The organism is Pseudomonas mosselii (assembly GCF_005796105.1).
Classification (GTDB): domain Bacteria; phylum Pseudomonadota; class Gammaproteobacteria; order Pseudomonadales; family Pseudomonadaceae; genus Aquipseudomonas; species Aquipseudomonas mosselii_C.
The window spans coordinates 121,574-139,744 of sequence record NZ_VAUO01000009.1 but is presented as its reverse complement, the minus strand read 5'-3'; the positions used below and the strand labels follow the sequence as shown (position 1 = coordinate 139,744).

General features: G+C 61.4%; 15 protein-coding genes, 4 tRNA genes and 1 pseudogene. 15 read left to right on the top strand and 5 right to left on the bottom strand.

What is annotated here, in order from left to right; translation table 11 throughout:
* Positions 1-88 precede the first annotated feature (88 nt).
* From FEM01_RS18470 to FEM01_RS18460, 3 genes are all read right to left on the bottom strand, one after another.
* Positions 89-778, bottom strand: a complete 690-nt coding sequence (locus FEM01_RS18470; protein ID WP_138220914.1) for a GntR family transcriptional regulator — start codon at positions 776-778, stop codon at positions 89-91.
* Between the two features lie 17 nt (positions 779-795).
* Positions 796-1,497: a FadR/GntR family transcriptional regulator gene (locus FEM01_RS18465; RefSeq protein ID WP_138220913.1), complete on the bottom strand. Its 702-nt coding sequence runs from the start codon at positions 1,495-1,497 to the stop codon at positions 796-798.
* Between the two features lie 70 nt (positions 1,498-1,567).
* Positions 1,568-2,878, bottom strand: a complete 1,311-nt coding sequence (locus FEM01_RS18460) for a C4-dicarboxylate transporter DctA (protein WP_138220912.1) — start codon at positions 2,876-2,878, stop codon at positions 1,568-1,570.
* Between the two features lie 473 nt (positions 2,879-3,351).
* On the opposite strand from FEM01_RS18460, the pseudogene FEM01_RS24815 reads away from it, so the two are divergent.
* Together FEM01_RS24815 and FEM01_RS18455 are read left to right on the top strand one after the other, a co-directional pair.
* Positions 3,352-3,633: pseudogene (locus tag FEM01_RS24815) on the top strand (PAS domain-containing protein); the annotation flags it as partial.
* Positions 3,634-3,789: 156 nt separating this feature from the next.
* Complete coding sequence (locus FEM01_RS18455) at positions 3,790-4,917, top strand: methyl-accepting chemotaxis protein (RefSeq protein ID WP_431188613.1); 1,128 nt, start codon at positions 3,790-3,792, stop codon at positions 4,915-4,917.
* A gap of 88 nt (positions 4,918-5,005) precedes the next feature.
* Here FEM01_RS18455 and folD read toward each other — a convergent pair whose 3' ends face one another.
* Positions 5,006-5,860, bottom strand: coding sequence for a bifunctional methylenetetrahydrofolate dehydrogenase/methenyltetrahydrofolate cyclohydrolase FolD (gene folD, locus FEM01_RS18450; protein WP_138220910.1), 855 nt, complete (start codon positions 5,858-5,860; stop codon positions 5,006-5,008).
* Between the two features lie 252 nt (positions 5,861-6,112).
* Between folD and FEM01_RS18445 the strand changes: the two genes are divergently transcribed.
* The 11 genes from FEM01_RS18445 (at position 6,113) to FEM01_RS18395 (ending at position 15,749) form a co-directional block, all read left to right on the top strand.
* Positions 6,113-6,189: transfer RNA gene (locus FEM01_RS18445), tRNA-Arg, on the top strand.
* Positions 6,190-6,224: 35 nt separating this feature from the next.
* Positions 6,225-6,300 (top strand) — tRNA-His (locus tag FEM01_RS18440).
* A 56-nt stretch (positions 6,301-6,356) separates the two neighbouring features.
* Positions 6,357-6,441 (top strand) — tRNA-Leu (locus tag FEM01_RS18435).
* 42 nt (positions 6,442-6,483) lie between these two features.
* A tRNA-His gene (locus tag FEM01_RS18430) sits at positions 6,484-6,559 on the top strand.
* Between the two features lie 149 nt (positions 6,560-6,708).
* Positions 6,709-7,008 (top strand): DUF6388 family protein, encoded by a 300-nt coding sequence (locus FEM01_RS18425; protein ID WP_138220909.1) that lies wholly within the window; start codon positions 6,709-6,711, stop codon positions 7,006-7,008.
* A 286-nt stretch (positions 7,009-7,294) separates the two neighbouring features.
* Positions 7,295-8,608, top strand: a complete 1,314-nt coding sequence (gene tig / locus FEM01_RS18420) for a trigger factor (protein ID WP_138220908.1) — start codon at positions 7,295-7,297, stop codon at positions 8,606-8,608.
* Positions 8,609-8,699: 91 nt separating this feature from the next.
* Positions 8,700-9,341 (top strand): ATP-dependent Clp endopeptidase proteolytic subunit ClpP, encoded by a 642-nt coding sequence (gene clpP / locus FEM01_RS18415; RefSeq protein ID WP_043213484.1) that lies wholly within the window; start codon positions 8,700-8,702, stop codon positions 9,339-9,341.
* A 108-nt stretch (positions 9,342-9,449) separates the two neighbouring features.
* Positions 9,450-10,733, top strand: coding sequence for an ATP-dependent Clp protease ATP-binding subunit ClpX (clpX, locus tag FEM01_RS18410; RefSeq protein WP_138220907.1), 1,284 nt, complete (start codon positions 9,450-9,452; stop codon positions 10,731-10,733).
* 153 nt (positions 10,734-10,886) lie between these two features.
* The gene (lon, locus tag FEM01_RS18405; RefSeq protein WP_138220906.1) at positions 10,887-13,283 is read left to right on the top strand and encodes an endopeptidase La; all 2,397 of its coding nucleotides are present in this window, start codon (positions 10,887-10,889) and stop codon (positions 13,281-13,283) included.
* Between the two features lie 153 nt (positions 13,284-13,436).
* Positions 13,437-13,709 carry a nucleoid-associated protein HU-beta gene (hupB, locus tag FEM01_RS18400; protein WP_054883552.1) on the top strand — a complete coding sequence of 91 codons (273 nt, stop codon included), beginning with the start codon at positions 13,437-13,439 and terminating at the stop codon, positions 13,707-13,709.
* Positions 13,710-13,889: 180 nt separating this feature from the next.
* Positions 13,890-15,749: a SurA N-terminal domain-containing protein gene (locus FEM01_RS18395; RefSeq protein ID WP_138220905.1), complete on the top strand. Its 1,860-nt coding sequence runs from the start codon at positions 13,890-13,892 to the stop codon at positions 15,747-15,749.
* 92 nt (positions 15,750-15,841) lie between these two features.
* Here the strand turns inward: FEM01_RS18395 and FEM01_RS18390 are convergent, their stop codons facing one another.
* Complete coding sequence (locus FEM01_RS18390; protein WP_138220904.1) at positions 15,842-16,882, bottom strand: patatin-like phospholipase family protein; 1,041 nt, start codon at positions 16,880-16,882, stop codon at positions 15,842-15,844.
* A 154-nt stretch (positions 16,883-17,036) separates the two neighbouring features.
* Between FEM01_RS18390 and FEM01_RS18385 the strand changes: the two genes are divergently transcribed.
* Both FEM01_RS18385 and FEM01_RS18380 read left to right on the top strand, forming a co-directional pair.
* Positions 17,037-17,315, top strand: coding sequence for a hypothetical protein (locus FEM01_RS18385; protein ID WP_138220903.1), 279 nt, complete (start codon positions 17,037-17,039; stop codon positions 17,313-17,315).
* A 14-nt stretch (positions 17,316-17,329) separates the two neighbouring features.
* Entirely contained in the window at positions 17,330-18,097 is a 768-nt protein-coding gene (locus FEM01_RS18380; RefSeq protein ID WP_138220902.1) for a CHAD domain-containing protein, read from the top strand.
* Positions 18,098-18,171: the final 74 nt, after the last annotated feature.

The window sequence follows — 18,171 nt, the reverse complement described above, 5'->3', positions numbered from 1 at the left end:
CAGCCTGCCTGAGCGGGGCATCGCCACCGCGATCAGCGTCGCGGCAGCTGCGTTCTGCGCCGTCGGACCGGCTTGGGCAGGGCTGTGGTCAGACGGGTTGATCCAGGTCCAGCTTGGCTTCCAGCCGGTCCAGATGCTGGTGCATCAGTGCCAGCGCAGTCTCGCCGTCGCCCTGTTCTACAGCGTCGATGATCGCCGCGTGTTCCTGCCACGCACAGTGATCGCAGCAGCGCGACTCGTAGCGGGCGATGATCAGCGAGGTCATCGGCACCAAGCCGTTGAGAAAACGCGCCAGCGGGGCGTTGGCGGCCATTTGCGCAAGCTTCATGTGGAACTCGCCGCCCAGGCGGATCGCCGTACAACGCGCGCCTTGCTCATGGTGCTGGCGTTCGCGTTCCACCAACTGGCGTAACTGGCGGATCTGCGCCGGGCGGGCGCGCTGGGTGGCCAGGCCGATCAGCGTGGTTTCGGCAAGGCGCCGTGCGCTCAGCACTTGGCGGGCCTGTTGTGGATCCGGCGCGGCCAGGTGCGCGGTGTGACTGGGACGTTGTACCACCACCTGTTGGTCGGACAGGCGCCCGAGTACCCGGCGGATCACCGTGCGGCTGACACCGAACGCGTTGCCCAGCGCCTGTTCGGGCAAGGCACTGCCAGGCGGCAGGCGTTGTTCGAGAATCGCGTCGAACAGCCGAGGATAGATCTGTTCTGCCGACAGGCGGGTTTCGCCAGCACCGAGCAGGGCTGGCAGGTGCACGGAAGCTTGGGCGCAGGCGGTCATGGGCGCTCTCCTTTGTATCAGGGGCCTGGGTGGTCGTCAGGAATGTTCAAGGCAATGCCCATGCGCTCGCCCTCGGCGAGGATATGGCGGCGCATCTGCAGGCTGGCCAGGGCGCTGTTGCGATCGCGGATGGCCTTTACCACGGCCTCGTTCTCGCTCAATCGGGCGGCCAGGTGCTCGGGCGAATTGCGCAACATGTCGGCGCTCTGCTTGAGGGCATTGCCAGTCTGTTGCACCACGCTCTGGAAAATCGGGTTGGTGGTCAGGGCGAACAGCGCCTCGTGAAAGGCGATGTAGGCAGTGAAGCCCGCTTCGCTGTCGGCACTGTCGAGGGCTTCGCGCATGTCCATCAGGGTCAGGCGCAGTTGGCCGATGTCGTGGCTGCCGGCCGATTGCGCGACCAGGCCTGCGATGAACGGTTCGAGGGTGTAGCGCAGCTCCAGGACATCGGCCAGGCTGGCCTGGGCGACGGCTTCCGGGGTCTGCGCCTGGGCGAGGTCGGCGTCGAGCACCAGGACGCCCTTGCCGGGCAGCGAGCGCACCAGGCCCAGGGTTTCCAGCACGATCACCGCCTCGCGCAGGCTGGGGCGGCTGATCCCTAGTTGTTCGGCCAGCTCGCGCTGGCCGGGCAGCATGTCGCCGCTGCGCCACTGGCCACGGGCCAGGGCCTGGCGGAGTTTCTCCACCACGGAGTTGACTACGGTCGATGAGCTGATCACGGTTCGCTCCTGAGTTGACGCGCTGTCGCCGCAATGGGCGGAGCGGCGCCTGGCGCCGCCCGCCGGGGGCTTAGAATTCCTGTTGATGGGCCTGGCCCTGCTTGCGCGGTGCCGGGGCGTAGCCCGGCTTGTTGGCCAATACGTTGTTGGCACGTTCCAGGTCGATGTCCTTCTCCCAGCGGGCGATGGCCACGGTGGCGACACAGTTGCCGATCAAGTTGGTCAGCGCGCGGCCAATCCCCATGAACCAGTCCACCGCCAGCACCAGCACCAGACCCACCACCGGGATCGCCGGTACCGCAGTCAGGGTGGCGGCGAGGATCACTAGGGCCGAGCCTGGGATGCCGTGGGCGCCCTTGGACGTCACCAGCGAAACCAGAAGGATGGTCAGCAGGTCGCTCATGGCCAGCGGCGTGCCGGTGGCGTTGGCGATGAACACGATGGCCAGGGTCAGGTAGATCGAGAAACCGTCGAGGTTGAACGAATAACCGGTCGGGATCACCAGGCCCACGGTGGAGCTGCCGATACCGAGGTGTTCGAGCTTACGCATCACCTGTGGCAGCACTGCGTCGGAGGAGGCGGTGCCGAGCACGATGCTGAGTTCTTCGCGCAGGTATTTGATCAGTGGCAGCAACTTGAGGCCTGACAGGCGCATCACGGTGCCCAGGATGATCAGCACGAAACCTGCGCAGGTCAGGTAGAACAGCGCCACCAGGCCGCCCAGGTGTTGCAGCGAGGACAGGCCGTACTTGCTGGTGGTGAAGGCGATGGCGCCGAATACACCGATCGGCGCCAGGCGCACGATCATGCCCATGATGCGGAAGATCACGTGGCTCAGCTCGTTGATCAGCCGCGAAATGCCCGAGGCCGATTCACCCACCAGGTTCAGCGCGCTGCCGAACAGCACCGAGAACAGCAGCACCTGCAGGATATTGTTGTCGGCGAAGGCGCCCACCACCGAGGTTGGAATCAGGTCCATCAGGAAGGTGGTGGTCCCGTGTATGTGCGCACCGCGGTCGGCCAGGGCGCCGGCATCGGCTGTCGAGAGTTGGTCCAGATGAATGTTGGCGCCGGTGCCGATGCCGCTGGTGAAGGCGAACACCAGGCCAATCACCAAGGCCAGGGTGGTCAGCACTTCGAAGTAGATCACCGACTTCAGGCCAATACGCCCGACCTTCTTCAGGTCGCCTGCGCCGGAAATGCCACTGACTACCACGCAGAACACAATCAGCCCGATGAGCATCTTGATCAGCTTGATAAAGCCATCACCTAGCGGTTTGAGCTGCAAGGAAAGGTCGGGGAAGCTCAGGCCGCAGACGATGCCGAGGGCAAGGCCAATTACAACCTGGAGGAATATTGAACGCGAACACCATTTGAGCATGGGAGGAGTCTCTGGTCGGTGTCCTTGCCCCCATAGCCACACGGAGCGAAAGAGCGCAGGACTTAATTATTGTGGTCTTACCGGTTTGTTCACTGCGAGGGCCATAAAACTCCGATTTTTCGGACATTGCAAGTGATTTTGGCCTTACCGGTCTGACCAGTTGTGGTGCGAAAAAGCCGCAATGGCTCTGCGCTGGTGCGCCGAATCGCGCAGCAAGGCCGCGTGAGGTTGGTCGCCTGGCGGACGTTGCAAAGGTTGCGCCAAGCCTCCTTTGGGCGCATTGCAATATGTGCCGGACACCGTAGAATTCTTCTTTGACTGAATAGTCATTCAAAAAAATATCCCGAGTGATTTAGTCATCTTTCGGCTGCTTTCCATCGCTTGGGTAAACGACGCCTGTAGGACGGGCGGCGCGGTGCTCCGGGGCAGCAGGCCTTGCTGACTGTTTCCCTGATCGAGAATGGAGCCCCACCTTGCGTCTGAACCTGCCAGTCAATACGGTCGAGCAGCGATTCCCCGAGCACCAGCGGCTCATTTCTGCCACCGACACCTCCAGCCTGATTACCTATTGCAATGCCGAGTTCGCTGCGATCAGCGGTTACAGCGAGGCGGAACTGATCGGCAGTCCGCATAACCTGGTGCGCCACCCGGACATGCCCGAGGCGGTGTTCGAACTGATGTGGCAGTACCTCAAGGCCGGCCGCAGCTGGATGGGTATCGTCAAGAACCGCTGCAAGAACGGCAATTTCTATTGGGTCAGCGCCTACGTCACGCCGATCCTTGAGAATGGCCGGCTGGTAGGCTACGAGTCGGTGCGGGTGTGCCCGACCCGTGAGCAGGTGGCTCGCGCCGATGCGCTGTACGCGCGCCTGCGGGCGGGCAAGGCGGCGCTGGCGCCCGCTCGGCGCCTGATGTTGGTGGGCCGTGCGATGGCGCTGCCGTTGTGTGCAGGTGCGCTGGCGCTGGGTGTCAACCAGGCTTGGCCGGGCTTGACCGCCCAGGCGGTGACGCTGGCGCTCTTCGCAGGGCTTGGCGTGTGGGCGCAACTCCGTCTGGAACAGCATCTGCGACGCATCGCCGAGGGGGCGCAAAATACCTTTGGTGACGCGGTGGCGGCGCTGACCTACAGCGACCAGGTCGGGGCAGCCGGGCAGCTCGAGCTGATTTTGCTCAGCGAGCAGGCACGCCTTAAGACCGCGCTGGCCCGCCTGGGTGATCTTGCCGCGCAAATGGCCGAGGCGGCTTTGGATGCCGGGCACCTGTCGCGTGGTACGGAGTCGGCCTTGCTTGAGCAGCGTGCCGAAACCGACCTGACCGCCACTGCCATGACGCAAATGGCGGTGTCCATCGGCGAAGTGGCGGGTCACGTGCAACTGACCGCCCAGGAAGCGCACACCGCGCACCTGTTGGCCGAGCAGGGTAGCCAGGTGGCCGACGCCAGTGGCGCGGCGATTCGCGGACTGGCGGACACGGTCGGACAGATCAACCAGGCGGTGAATGCGTTGGCCGGTCAGACCGGTGCGATTGCCGACGCCGCCGGAATGATCCGCACCATCGCCGAGCAGACCAACTTGCTTGCGCTCAACGCCGCCATCGAGGCCGCCCGCGCAGGCGAGCATGGTCGCGGCTTTGCCGTGGTGGCCGACGAAGTTCGCGCCCTGGCTGACAAGACCCGGCAGTCGACCCTGCATATCCAGGCCATCACCGATAACCTGCGCACAGGCGCCGAGCAGGCGGTGGACATCGCCAGCCAAGGCATTGCCGGCGCCGACCGTGGGGTGGCCCAGGTGGACGAGGCGCAACAGGCGTTGCAGGGGATTCGCCAGGCGGTGCAGCGCATCAGTGACATGAGCCAGCAAATGGCCGCGGCGTCGCAACAGCAGTCGAACGTGGCCGAGGATGTGTCGCGGCAGATCAACGGCGTGGCCGGCACCGTGCAGCAGAGCGCCAGTCGCGCCAATGCTGCGGCATCGCGGGGGCGTGAACTGGAACAGATCTGTGCCGGTTTGCGTGCCTTGGTCGAGCGCTTCAATCGGTAACCAGGGCTTGGCGCCTGGGGGGTTGTCAGAAACGGTCACGCATAAAAAACGGCACCTGCCAGAGGTGCCGTTTTCATTTCAGGCTGCCTTACGCGTGCAGCGTTTCGGCGGCATACAGCGTGTTCTCCAGCAGGCACGCCCGGGTCATCGGGCCGACACCACCTGGCACCGGGGTGATCCAGCCAGCGCGGGGCAGTGCGGTCTCGTAGACCACATCGCCGACCAGCTTGCCGTCTTCCTGGCGGTTGATGCCCACGTCGATGACGATGGCGCCCTCCTTGACCCACTCACCCTTGACCAGGCCCGGCTTGCCGGCGGCCACCACCAGCAGGTCGGCGCGACCGACGTGGCCAGCGAGGTCCTGGGTGAAGCGGTGGCAGACGGTGACGGTGCAGCCGGCCAGCAGCAGTTCCATGGCCATTGGGCGACCGACGATGTTGGACGCACCGACGATCACGGCGTTCATGCCGTACAGGTCTTGCCCGGTGCTTTCCAGCAGGGTGATGATGCCTTTCGGGGTGCACGGGCGCAGCAGCGGGATACGCTGGGCCAGACGGCCGATGTTGTAGGGGTGGAAACCGTCGACGTCTTTGTCTGGGCGAATGCGTTCGAGCAGCAGCGAAGCGTCCAGATGCGCCGGCAGTGGCAATTGCAGCAGGATGCCGTCGACGGCCGGGTCGTCGTTGAGGCGGTCGATGAGGTCGGTCAGGGCTTGCTGCGTGGTATCGCTGGGCAGGTCGAAGGCCTGCGAGATGAAACCGACTTCTTCGCAGTCCTTGCGCTTGTGCGAGACATAGACTTGGGAGGCTGGGTCGGTGCCGACCAGGATCACGGCCAGGCCCGGTGTACGCAGGCCTTGCTCGCGGCGCTCGGCGACACGTTGGGCGATCTGCTTGCGCAGGTTGGCGGCGATCGCCTTGCCATCGATAAGGTGTGCAGTCATAGACGCGTGATTAACCATCGAGAAGGAAACATGAAGAAGCGCGCATTCTCGCACGACACGCGGCGAGGGCAAAGGCGCGTGGTCGGGCAAATGCCCTAAGCCCTTCAATAATTTAAATTTTTGCTAGAAACCTGTTGACGACCCGTGGGGCCGTCTATAAGATTCGCCGCACTTGTCGGGCACTGCCTGGCACGGGTTGGCAAGGTCAGGCAGAATAAGCGGTTAGTTTGTTCGGTCGAACCGTAAGCTTAAGCGCCCGTAGCTCAGCTGGATAGAGCATCCGCCTTCTAAGCGGATGGTCGCAGGTTCGAGTCCTGCCGGGTGCGCCATTAGGCCTGGGCAAGTAAGCAGCAGCCGTACTATGGTGGGCGTAGCTCAGTTGGTAGAGCGCCGGATTGTGATTCCGGTTGTCGTGGGTTCGATTCCCATCGTCCACCCCAGATTTTTCAGGGGCGCCTCGATTGAATGATCCGGCGCCTTTGTTTTTGAGTTGCATGCGGACGTGGTGAAATTGGTAGACACACTGGATTTAGGTTCCAGCGGCGCAAGCTGTAAGAGTTCGAGTCTCTTCGTCCGCACCATGTTTCAGTAAATCAGGTTGTACAACGTAGCACCGCTTCATGGTGGGCGTAGCTCAGTTGGTAGAGCGCCGGATTGTGATTCCGGTTGTCGTGGGTTCGATTCCCATCGTCCACCCCATATTTTTCGAAGGCGCCTTGGTCGTAGACCGGGCGCCTTTGTCGTTTCTGTGCTCCGCCGATCTATATCTGTGCTGGTGGTGCAATGAAATCTGATAGATTTCAGTCGGTTGAAGGTCTGGTTGAACAGTTGGCCGAGGATTACCTTAAATGATCGCAAAACAAGCGCGCCAGGCACTGGCGCTGCAACGCTTCGCCGAAGCCAATCCGCAACTGCTCGAAGAGATCCGCGAGCTGGATGCGCGCGAGCAGGCCCAGCAGATCGAGTGGGCATTCGAGGATGCTGCCGATGAGCTGGGTATCCAGCCTTGGGAGTATGCGCTGCAATTGATCGCTGAGTCGCCGGAGCAACTGAAGGCCATGCGACTGGAAACCCATCGCGAGGTGGCCGAAGCGCTGGGGCTGGAGTGGGAAGCATATTGCGAGTTCAACGAGATCGATCCGCAGTAAGGCTTTTTATGCGGTCGCCCTTGAATTTTCTGGCAAAAATCCCATATCTCAGCCAGCTGTCGTTTGTTTGACAAGGTTTTACAGTCGCGTGGCATCAGTGCTGCCGCGCGGGGCTCGTATCAATAGGCTCGACGCCAAGGGGCGCGGGCCTTTCAGGGAAATCGACCGGTGTAGCGTGCCGACATTTCGGGTGGGGTGACTTCTGGTGCGTGAGTCACTAGAATGCTTGCCCTTGATTCTGGAGTCGGGCTATCGCCGGCTAACGTCTGTGCAACGAGGAATATCCATGCAAGTTTCTGTTGAAAACACTTCCGCTCTCGAGCGCCGCATGACCATCGCCGTTCCGGCCGAGCGCGTCGAGAACGAAGTCAACAAGCGTCTGCAGCAGACTGCCAAGCGCGCCAAGGTTGCCGGCTTCCGTCCGGGCAAGGTGCCCATGAGCGTGATTCGCCAGCGCTTCGAAGCCGATGCCCGCCAAGAGGCTTTCGGTGACCTGGTCCAGGCCTCCTTCTACGAAGCTATCGTCGAGCAGAAGCTGAACCCAGCAGGTGCTCCGGCGGTCGAGCCAAAATCGTTCGAAAAAGGCAAGGACCTCGAGTTCGTCGCCATCTTCGAAGTCTTCCCTGAGTTCACCGTTGCCGGCCTTGAGTCGATTGCCGTTGAGCGGCTGAGCGCCGAAGTGGCCGACGCCGACCTGGACAACATGCTGGAAGTCCTGCGCAAGCAGAACACCCGTTTCGAAGTGGCCGAGCGCGCCGCCCAGAACGACGACCAGGTCAACATCGACTTCGTCGGTAAGGTCGACGGTGAGGCGTTCGCTGGCGGTTCGGCCAAAGGCACCCAACTGGTACTGGGTTCCGGCCGCATGATCCCCGGCTTCGAAGACGGTCTGGTTGGCGCCAAGGCCGGTGAAGAACGCGTTGTCAACGTGACCTTCCCTGAGGACTACCAGAACCTGGACCTGGCCGGCAAAGCCGCCGAGTTCACCATCACCGTCAACAGCGTTTCGGCCCCTGTGCTGCCAGAACTGAACGAAGACTTCTTCGCCCAGTTCGGTATCAAAGAGTCGACCCTGGAAGGCTTCCGCGCCGAAGTTCGCAAGAACATGGAGCGTGAACTGCGCCAGGCCATCAAGGCCAAGGTCAAGAACCAGGTCATGGACGGTCTGCTGGCCGCCAACCCGATCGAAGTGCCGAAAGCCCTGCTGGAAAACGAAGTCAACCGTCTGCGCGTCCAGGCTGTTCAGCAGTTCGGTGGCAACATCAAGCCTGACCAACTGCCTGCCGAGCTGTTCGAAGAGCAAGCCAAGCGCCGTGTGGTCCTGGGCCTGATCGTCGCCGAAGTGGTCAAGCAGTTCGATCTCAAGCCTGACGAAGGCAAAGTGCGCGAAATGATCGAAGAGATGGCCTCGGCTTACCAAGAGCCTGAGCAAGTCATCGCCTGGTACTACAAGAACGACCAGCAAATGAACGAAGTCCGTTCGGTTGTACTGGAAGAACAAGTTGTAGATACTGTTCTGCAGAAAGCGACTGTGACAGACAAGTCGGTTTCGTACGAAGACGCTGTCAAACCAGCACAGGCTCCTGCCGCTGCTGAGTAACAGGCTACTCTCGTAGGAAACCTCCACAAGCCAGCCTTCGCGCTGGCTTGTGCGTATTCAAGCCATGACTATTTGGGAGTGAGCGCAGGACATGTCCCGCAATTCTTATATTCAGCAGAGCTCTGACATCCAGGCCGCAGGCGGTCTGGTCCCGATGGTTATCGAGCAGTCCGCCCGTGGCGAACGCGCCTACGACATCTACTCGCGCCTCCTGAAGGAGCGGGTGATTTTCCTGGTCGGTCCGGTAGAGGACTACATGGCCAACCTGGTCGTGGCGCAGCTGCTGTTCCTTGAAGCGGAGAACCCGGACAAGGACATCCATCTGTACATCAATTCGCCGGGTGGTTCGGTGACTGCGGGTATGTCGATCTACGACACCATGCAGTTCATCAAGCCGGACGTCTCGACCATCTGCATCGGCCAGGCCTGCAGCATGGGTGCCTTCCTGTTGGCTGCCGGTGCCGCTGGCAAGCGTCACTGCCTGCCGAACTCGCGGGTGATGATTCACCAGCCGTTGGGCGGCTTCCAGGGCCAGGCTACCGACATCGAGATCCACGCCCAGGAAATCCTCAACATCAAGGCGCGCCTGAACGAGCTGCTGGCCCATCACACCGGCCAGGACCTCGAAACGATCAAGCGCGACACCGAGCGTGACAACTTCATGAGCGCTGCGCGCGCGGCCGAGTACGGCCTGATCGACTCGGTATACGACAAGCGGCAACTGGCATCCTGAAGCAATGCGCCAGAGCGGGTGGGCACGGAATACGCCCGCCCGCGGACTTGAAAAAGCCTGCGATTGCCTTCATCTTGTGTTTCAAGCCTACCGGATTGGATCGATCGAATGACTGACACCCGTAACGGCGAGGACAGCGGCAAATTGCTCTATTGCTCCTTCTGCGGCAAAAGCCAGCATGAAGTGCGCAAGTTGATTGCCGGCCCCTCGGTATTTATCTGCGACGAGTGCGTCGACCTGTGCAACGACATCATCCGTGAGGAGGTGCAGGAAGCCCAGGCCGAGAGCAGCGCGCACAAACTACCTTCGCCGAAAGAAATCAGCACAATCCTGGACCAGTACGTCATTGGTCAGGAGCGCGCTAAAAAGGTGCTTGCCGTAGCGGTGTATAACCACTACAAGCGCCTGAACCAGCGTGACAAGAAGGGCGACGACGTCGAACTCGGCAAGAGCAACATCCTGCTGATCGGGCCGACGGGCTCGGGCAAGACCCTGCTCGCCGAAACCCTTGCACGCCTGTTGAACGTACCGTTCACCATCGCTGACGCCACCACCCTGACCGAAGCCGGTTACGTGGGTGAAGACGTCGAGAACATCATTCAGAAACTGCTGCAGAAGTGCGACTACGACGTGGAAAAGGCCCAGATGGGCATCGTCTACATCGACGAGATCGACAAGATCTCGCGCAAGTCGGACAACCCGTCCATCACCCGTGACGTCTCGGGCGAGGGCGTGCAGCAGGCGCTGTTGAAACTGATCGAAGGCACCGTGGCTTCCGTCCCGCCGCAAGGTGGTCGCAAGCACCCGCAACAGGAGTTCCTGCAGGTCGACACCCGCAACATCCTGTTCATTTGCGGTGGCGCTTTCTCGGGTCTGGAAAAGGTCATCCAGAACCGCTCCACCAAAGGTGGTATCGGGTTTGGCGCCGAAGTGCGCAGCAAGGAAGAAGGCAAGAAAGTCGGCGAGTCGCTGCGTGAGGTCGAGCCGGACGATCTGGTCAAGTTCGGCCTTATCCCGGAATTCGTCGGTCGTCTGCCGGTACTGGCCACGCTCGACGAGCTGGATGAGGCTGCATTGATGCAGATCCTCACCGAGCCGAAGAACGCCCTGACCAAACAGTACGCCAAGCTGTTCGAGATGGAAAGCGTCGACCTGGAGTTCCGCAGCGATGCGCTCAAGGCCGTTGCGCGCAAGGCCCTGGAGCGCAAGACTGGCGCCCGTGGCCTGCGTTCGATCCTCGAAGGCGTGCTGCTCGACACCATGTACGAGATTCCTTCGCAGAAGGACGTCAGCAAGGTGGTGATCGACGAGAGTGTCATCGATGGCGCATCACAGCCGCTGCTGATCTACGAGAACAGCGAGCCGCAAGCCAAGGCCGCCCCCGACGCCTGATTGGGTAGGGGTTAGCCAAGCAGGAAGGGGCCTTTGGCCCCTTTTTGCATTTCTGGGACTCGGCGCTTGTATTTTCCGGGGGCTGCCCCCACATTAGCCCCAAGCACTATTTCCACCGGTTTCCGGCCACAAGGCCGCTGTAGAGGCGAAATCATGAAGACCACCCTCGACTTGCCTCTTTTGCCATTGCGCGACGTCGTCGTCTATCCGCATATGGTTATCCCGCTGTTCGTGGGGCGTGAGAAGTCCATCGAAGCCCTTGAGGCTGCGATGACGGGCGAGAAGCAGATCCTCCTGCTGGCCCAGAAGAACCCCGCTGACGACGATCCGGGCGAAGACGCCCTGTACCGCGTCGGCACCATTGCCACCGTTCTGCAACTGCTCAAGCTGCCCGATGGCACCGTCAAGGTGCTGGTCGAGGGCGAGCAGCGCGGCGCGGTCGAGCGCTTTGTCGAGGTCGAAGGGCATGTGCGGGCCCAGGTGAGCCTGATCGATGAAACCGAGGCCGCCGAGCGCGAGTCCGAGGTATTCGTGCGCACGCTGCTCTCGCAGTTCGAGCAATACGTGCAGCTGGGCAAGAAAGTCCCCGCTGAAGTGCTGTCCTCGCTCAACAGCATCGAAGAGCCGGGCCGTCTGGTTGATACCATGGCCGCCCATATGGCCCTGAAGATCGAGCAGAAGCAGGAAATCCTCGAGATCGTCGACCTGCAGAGCCGCGTCGAGCACGTGCTGGCCCTGCTGGATGCAGAAATCGACCTGCTGCAGGTCGAGAAGCGCATTCGCGGTCGGGTCAAGAAACAAATGGAGCGCAGCCAGCGCGAGTACTACCTGAATGAGCAGATGAAGGCCATTCAGAAAGAGCTCGGTGACGGCGACGAAGGCCACAACGAAATCGAAGAGCTGAAAAAGCGCATCGAGGCCGCTGGTTTACCTAAAGACGCCCTCACCAAGGCTCAGGCCGAACTCAACAAGCTCAAGCAGATGTCGCCGATGTCCGCCGAGGCCACCGTGGTGCGGTCGTACCTCGACTGGTTGGTTCAGGTGCCGTGGAAGGCGCAGAGCAAAGTGCGTCTGGACTTGGCCAAGGCTGAAGAGATCCTCGATTCGGACCACTACGGCTTGGAGGAGGTCAAGGAGCGCATCCTTGAATACCTCGCCGTGCAGAAGCGCGTGAAGAAGATTCGCGGTCCGGTGCTGTGCCTGGTCGGTCCGCCTGGTGTAGGCAAGACCTCGCTGGCCGAGTCGATTGCTGCCGCCACCAACCGCAAGTTCGTGCGCATGGCCCTCGGTGGCGTGCGTGACGAGGCCGAGATCCGTGGTCACCGCCGCACCTACATCGGTTCGATGCCGGGCCGACTGATTCAGAAAATGACCAAGGTGGGCGTGCGTAACCCGCTGTTCCTGCTCGACGAGATCGACAAGATGGGCAGCGACATGCGTGGCGACCCGGCCTCGGCGCTGCTGGAAGTGCTTGACCCCGAGCAAAACCATAATTTCAACGACCACTACCTGGAGGTCGACTACGACCTCTCGGACGTGATGTTCCTGTGCACCTCGAACTCGATGAACATCCCGCCGGCGCTGCTTGACCGTATGGAAGTCATCCGCCTGCCGGGTTACACCGAGGACGAGAAGATCAACATCGCGGTCAAGTACCTGGTGCCCAAGCAGGTCAAGGCCAACGGTCTGAAGAAAGACGAGTTGCAGGTCGATGTCTCGGCGATTCGCGACATCATCCGTTATTACACCCGCGAAGCCGGCGTGCGGGGTCTTGAGCGGCAGATCGCCAAGGTCTGCCGCAAGGTGGTCAAGGAGCACACCGGGCAGAAACAGGTGAAGGTCAAGGTCACGGGCGAGCAGCTCGAGCACCTGCTGGGCGTACGCAAGTTCCGCTATGGCTTGGCCGAGCAGCAGGATCAGATCGGCCAGGTCACCGGCCTTGCCTGGACCCAAGTGGGCGGCGAGCTGCTGACCATCGAGTCGGTGGTCATCCCTGGCAAGGGCCAGTTGATCAAGACCGGTTCGCTCGGTGACGTGATGGTCGAGTCGATCACGGCCGCGCAGACGGTAGTGCGTAGCCGTGCGCGTAGCCTGGGGATCGCCGCAGATTTCCACGAGAAGCACGACGTTCACATCCACATGCCCGAAGGGGCCACCCCAAAGGATGGTCCGAGCGCGGGCATTGGCATGTGCACCGCATTGGTGTCGGCTCTTACCCAGATCCCGGTGCGTGCCGATGTGGCAATGACCGGTGAAATCACCCTGCGTGGGCAGGTACTGGCCATTGGTGGGTTGAAGGAAAAATTGCTGGCCGCGCACCGTGGCGGCATCAAGACAGTGATCATTCCTGAGGAGAACGTGCGCGATCTCAAGGAAATTCCAGAAAACATCAAGCAGGATCTTCAGATCAAACCGGTCAAATGGATTGACGAAGTCCTCCAAATTGCGCTGCAATACGCGCCGGAGCCCTTGCCAGATGTGGCTCCGGAGATTGTCGCGAAAGATGAAAAGCGCGACGGCGATGCTAAGGAAAGAATTAGCACGCACTAGTACGTATTCCGTTGGGGGGCTTTGGTTGACAGCATTTTCGGGGCCTTGCTATAAAGCGCCACGCCATTGTCACCAGGCCACCTAACGCTCGTTTCATAAGCTTTTCATTACATACTTAGAAACAAACTCAATAGAGATATAAGGGGACTTAGAGTGAACAAGTCGGAACTGATTGACGCTATCGCCGTATCTGCTGACATTTCCAAGGCTGCCGCTGGCAAGGCTCTGGATGCTGTGATCGACTCCGTGACCGGTGCCCTGAAAGCAGGCGACGACGTCGTTCTGGTTGGCTTCGGTACTTTCTCGGTCAAAGAGCGCGCAGAGCGCACTGGCCGTAACCCTCAAACCGGCAAGGCAATCAAGATCGCCGCTGCCAAGGTTCCAGGTTTCAAAGCTGGCAAAGGCCTGAAAGACGCCGTCAACTAAGTCGTCTTTCAGCCGGCCCGGGCCATGCCTGAGCCGACCGCGTGACGGCGGGTCGCAAACGTTCCCGCTGGCACGCTCGCTTCGAAAAGGCGCATCCACTGGATGCGCCTTTCTTCTATCAGGACTCTACCCACGCTCCGCGGTTGTCGACGCAGTGGTACAACCGTTTCTGGGGGACGCATGCTGCAAAATATCAGGGACAATTCACAAGGTTGGATTGCCAAGACCATCATTGGCCTCATCGTCGTGTTGATGGCGTTGACGGGCTTCGAGGCCATCTTCCAGGCAGCCAGCCATAGCCAGGACGCCGCCAAGGTGAACGGCCAGACCATCAGCCAGAATGAGCTGAGCCAGGCCGTCGACATGCAGCGCCGTCAGCTGATGCAACAACTGGGCAAGGAATTCGACCCTGCCCTGTTGGACGAGAAAATGCTGCGCGAGGCTGCGCTCAAAGGGCTGATCGAACGCAAGCTGCTGTTGCAGGGCGCCGAAGATGCCAAGTTCGCGTTCTCCGACGCCGCCTTGGATCAATTGATCCTGCAGACGCCGGAGTTCCAGGTCGATGGTAAGTTCAGCGCCGAGCGCTTCGACTCGGTCATTCGCCAGATGGGCTACGGGCGCATGCAGTTCCGCGAAATGCTCGCTCAGGAAATGCTGATCGGCCAGCTGCGTACCGGCATTGCCGGCAGCAGTTTCGTGACCGACAAGCAGGTAGAGGCATTCGCGCGACTGGAGAAGCAGACCCGTGATTTCGCCTCGCTGACCTTCAAGGCCGACCCGGCCGCCATCAAGGTGAGTGACGAGGAGGTCAAGGCCCACTACGACCAGCACGCCAAGGAGTTCATGACTCCCGACCAGGTGGTCATCGACTATGTCGAGCTGAAGAAGGCGGCGTTCTTTGATCAGGTCAAAGTCAGCGATGACGAACTCAAGGCGCTGTACGAGAAAGAAATCGCCAACCTTGCCGAGCAGCGTCATGCTGCGCACATCCTGATCGAGGTTAACGACAAGACCAGCGATGCCCAGGCCAAGGCCCGTATCGAAGAGATCCAGCAGCGTCTGGGCAAGGGTGAAGACTTTGCCAAGCTGGCCAAGGAATTCTCCCAGGACCCAGGCTCGGCCAACACCGGTGGCGACCTCGGTTTCGCAGGCCCTGGTGTCTATGACCCAGCCTTCGAGGACGCGCTATACAAGCTGAACAAGGATCAGGTGTCCGCGCCGGTGCGTACCGAATTCGGCTATCACCTGATCAAGCTGCTGGGCGTGCAGGCGCCGGATGTCCCAAGCTTTGCCAGCCTCAAGGACAAGCTGACCCACGAGCTGAAGACCCAGCAAGTGGAGCAGCGTTTTGTCGAGGCGACCAAGCAGCTCCAGGACTCCGCTTTCGAGGCGTCCGACCTGGCCCAGCCGGCCCAGGACCTGAATCTCAAGGTGCACACCTCGGCGCCGTTCGGCCGTGAGGGGGGCGAGGGCGTTACCGCCAATCGCGCCGTGATCCAGGCTGCATTCAGCGAAGAAGTGATGGACGAAGGCGCTAACAGCAACAGCATCGAGTTGGACCCGGAGACGGTGGTGGTGCTGCGCGTCAAGGAACACCGCAAGCCTGAGCAACTGCCGCTGGAGGCCGTTGCGAAGAACATCAGCGAGCACCTGGCCAAGGAGAAGGCGACCGCCGAACTCAAGGCCAAGGCCGACAAGCTGATCGCCGGTCTGCGTGACGGCTCGGTCAAGCCTGCCAGCCAGAACTGGAAAGTCCAGGAAGCGGTCACCCGCGGCCAGGACGGCATCGACCCTGCGCAGTTGCAGGCGGTGTTCCGTCTGGGCAAGCCTGAGTCCAAGGACAAGCCGGTTTACGCCAGCGTGGTCCAGTCCGATGGCAGCCTGGTCGTGCTACAGCTCAGGGGTGTCAACGAAGGCGCCGCCGCGACCGAGGAAGAGAAGGCGCAAATTCGCCGCTACCTCGCCTCGCGTGCGGGCTCCCAGGACTTCGCGGCGTACCGCAAGCTGCTGGAAGGCAAAGCTGACATCACGCGCTACTGAGTGGTGCAGCAATGACGCAACAGGCCGCTTATGCGGCCTGTTGCGTTTCTGGCATCAGTCGGTACTGGCCTCTTGCAGACCGTGTGGGCGGGCTAGTGCCTTACGCCCTCGTGGCTGTCCAAGGTATCCCTGGCAATTTCCCGCCCCAGGGCGATCAGCTCGGGCGCCTTGTAGAACTCGAAAAAGCGGCAGACGCGCTTGGGTACGTTGATCAGTACATCAGGCGGATAACCCGCGATCTTGTACTGTGCCAGCGATGTCTGCATCACCTCGAAGCTTTGGTTGATCAAGTCAAGTAGCGATGCGGGCCCGACGTTGTCGATGATGAACGAGCCGGTTGCTGATTTTGGCGCGCCTTCACTCTCGGGCGCTGCTGCCGGTTGCTGGGCTTCAGGCGCGGCGCCTTCGGCCAGCCAGGGATTGGGCGGAGCCAGGCCTTCGGCACTGATCTCCTGATCCAGGCGCAGGAGCTGCTCGGCAGGCTTGCGGCGAAAGGGCAAGCGCGAGCCCAGCGAGTCGATCAGTGCGTCGAAGCGCATGCGGAAGGCCGCGGGCCGTTCGATCACCGGCAGTTGATACTGCTTCTGGTTGGTGGCGTTGAGGTTCACGGCGATGATCAAGTCGCAATGGCTGGAAACCACCGGCACGATCGGCAGCGGATTGAGAATCCCCCCGTCCACCAGCATGCGGTTACCTTGTACCACCGGGGTGAACAGGCTGGGAATCGCCGCCGAGGCGCGCATGGCCTGATGTAGACAGCCTTCCTGGAACCAGATCTCCTGCTGGTTGGTGAGGTCGGCGGCCACGGCGGTGTAGGGGATGCGCAGTTGCTCAATGTTGATGTCGCCGACGATCTTGCGGATTTGTCCGAACACTTTGTCGCCACGGATCGCGCCCAAGCGGAAGCTGACATCCACCAGGCGCAGCACGTCAAGGTAGTCCAGGCTCTCGATCCAGCGCCGATACTCATCCAATTTGCCGGCCGCATAGATACCGCCGACCACCGCGCCCATGGAGCATCCGGCAATGCAGGCGATTTCGTAGCCGCGTCGTTCGATTTCCTCGATCACGCCAATGTGCGCGTACCCCCGGGCGCCGCCCGATCCCAGCACCAATGCCACGCGTTTGCTCATGCTATTCCCCTGCGTTCATGCCACCATGCGCCCACAATGCACGGATGCTGGCTGCGCTTCAATGCAGCGCGTGCTGGGCTACGCTGAGCAGGGCACTTTTCGTTTGCCGCAGCGTCGAACGGCCATACCGTTACCCTTCTTCGAGGTTACCCCCATGAAAGCCTGGATCACCGTTCCTCTGATTGCCCTGGCCTTGGCTGGCTGCGCTGGCAAGACGGCCTATCGCGAAAGCTGTGCGACCCAACTGGATGCCGCCTGGAAAGAGCTGGACCTGGCCAAGTCCGAAGGTTTTGCCGGTGCCGTCAGTTACGCCAAGGCCTTGTCGCTGCTCACCGGGGCCAAGACTCAGCAACAGCTGGAGGGCTATGACAGCTGCACCGCCAAGGCGGAGAAGGCGCGTTTCTATATTCGTGAATCGCGTGCCGGACGTTGACCGAGGAGTGCTAGATGGCCGCGATGCTCGACCACGTCGTAGGGCAAGTCATTGCCTTGCAGGTGCGCCTGCTGGCCTGCCGCGAGCGCCTGGCGGCCAATACCGATAGCGAGGCGCTACACGACCTGCGCACCAGCGTGCGGCGTTTGCGCAGTCTGTTGCGGCCCCTGCGCGGTCTGCCTGGGGTCGATCAGCTCGAGCAGGCGGCCCGCTCGTTGGGGGCCCTGACAACGCCGCTGCGTGACCAAGAGGTGCTGGCTGCGCAACTGATTGCTCGCGGTCAGCAGCAGGCCGGTCAGCGACGCTTGGACGGCCAGGCTGAGCGCTTTGCCAGTGTGGCGGGGAGTGCGCAGCTTACGCGGGTATTGATGATTCTCGACGCGTTCAGCGTGTTTCTGCGTGCGGCGGAGCGTGAAGGCCTGGTGCGGCGGTTGCGCCTACGCATCGACAAGCGCCTGGAAAAGCAATGGAAAAAACTGAGCGCAGCACTGCACGATCCAGAGCATGATCGTCACCGCATGCGCCTGCTGATCAAGCGTGTGCGCTACGGCGATGAAGCCTATCCGCAGTTGCAGCATGCCGGGCCCAAGCTCAAAGGTCTGCTCAAGAAAGCCCAAGCGGTACTGGGGGACTGGCATGACCGTTGGCAGTGGTTGCAGCAGGTGCCCGCGCATGCCGATCTGGCCGCCTGCAAGGTCGACTGGGAGCACGAACTGCAAGCAGCCCAGGCTCGGTCCGACATCATCCTAGAGGCGTTGAGCAAGGCGTTGGCGCGTCGATAGCCCCTGCAAATGACCGATATGCGGGCTGCCGAGTCCGGGGTAGCTGTTTAAGATCAAGACTTTTGCCCTGGAGC

Excerpts from the sequence above, each read along its gene's own strand:
- FEM01_RS18380 (WP_138220902.1), top strand. The coding sequence starts at position 17,330 with ATGGCCGCGATGCTCGACCACGTCGTAGGGCAAGTCATTGCCTTGCAG.
- folD (WP_138220910.1), bottom strand. The coding sequence starts at position 5,860 with ATGACTGCACACCTTATCGATGGCAAGGCGATCGCCGCCAACCTGCGC.
- FEM01_RS18390 (WP_138220904.1), bottom strand. The coding sequence starts at position 16,882 with ATGAGCAAACGCGTGGCATTGGTGCTGGGATCGGGCGGCGCCCGGGGG.
- FEM01_RS18470 (WP_138220914.1), bottom strand. The coding sequence starts at position 778 with ATGACCGCCTGCGCCCAAGCTTCCGTGCACCTGCCAGCCCTGCTCGGT.
- clpX (WP_138220907.1), top strand. The coding sequence starts at position 9,450 with ATGACTGACACCCGTAACGGCGAGGACAGCGGCAAATTGCTCTATTGC.
- clpP (WP_043213484.1), top strand. The coding sequence starts at position 8,700 with ATGTCCCGCAATTCTTATATTCAGCAGAGCTCTGACATCCAGGCCGCA.
- lon (WP_138220906.1), top strand. The coding sequence starts at position 10,887 with ATGAAGACCACCCTCGACTTGCCTCTTTTGCCATTGCGCGACGTCGTC.
- FEM01_RS18385 (WP_138220903.1), top strand. The coding sequence starts at position 17,037 with ATGAAAGCCTGGATCACCGTTCCTCTGATTGCCCTGGCCTTGGCTGGC.
- FEM01_RS18455 (WP_431188613.1), top strand. The coding sequence starts at position 3,790 with ATGTTGGTGGGCCGTGCGATGGCGCTGCCGTTGTGTGCAGGTGCGCTG.
- FEM01_RS18460 (WP_138220912.1), bottom strand. The coding sequence starts at position 2,878 with ATGCTCAAATGGTGTTCGCGTTCAATATTCCTCCAGGTTGTAATTGGC.
- FEM01_RS18395 (WP_138220905.1), top strand. The coding sequence starts at position 13,890 with ATGCTGCAAAATATCAGGGACAATTCACAAGGTTGGATTGCCAAGACC.
- FEM01_RS18425 (WP_138220909.1), top strand. The coding sequence starts at position 6,709 with ATGATCGCAAAACAAGCGCGCCAGGCACTGGCGCTGCAACGCTTCGCC.
- tig (WP_138220908.1), top strand. The coding sequence starts at position 7,295 with ATGCAAGTTTCTGTTGAAAACACTTCCGCTCTCGAGCGCCGCATGACC.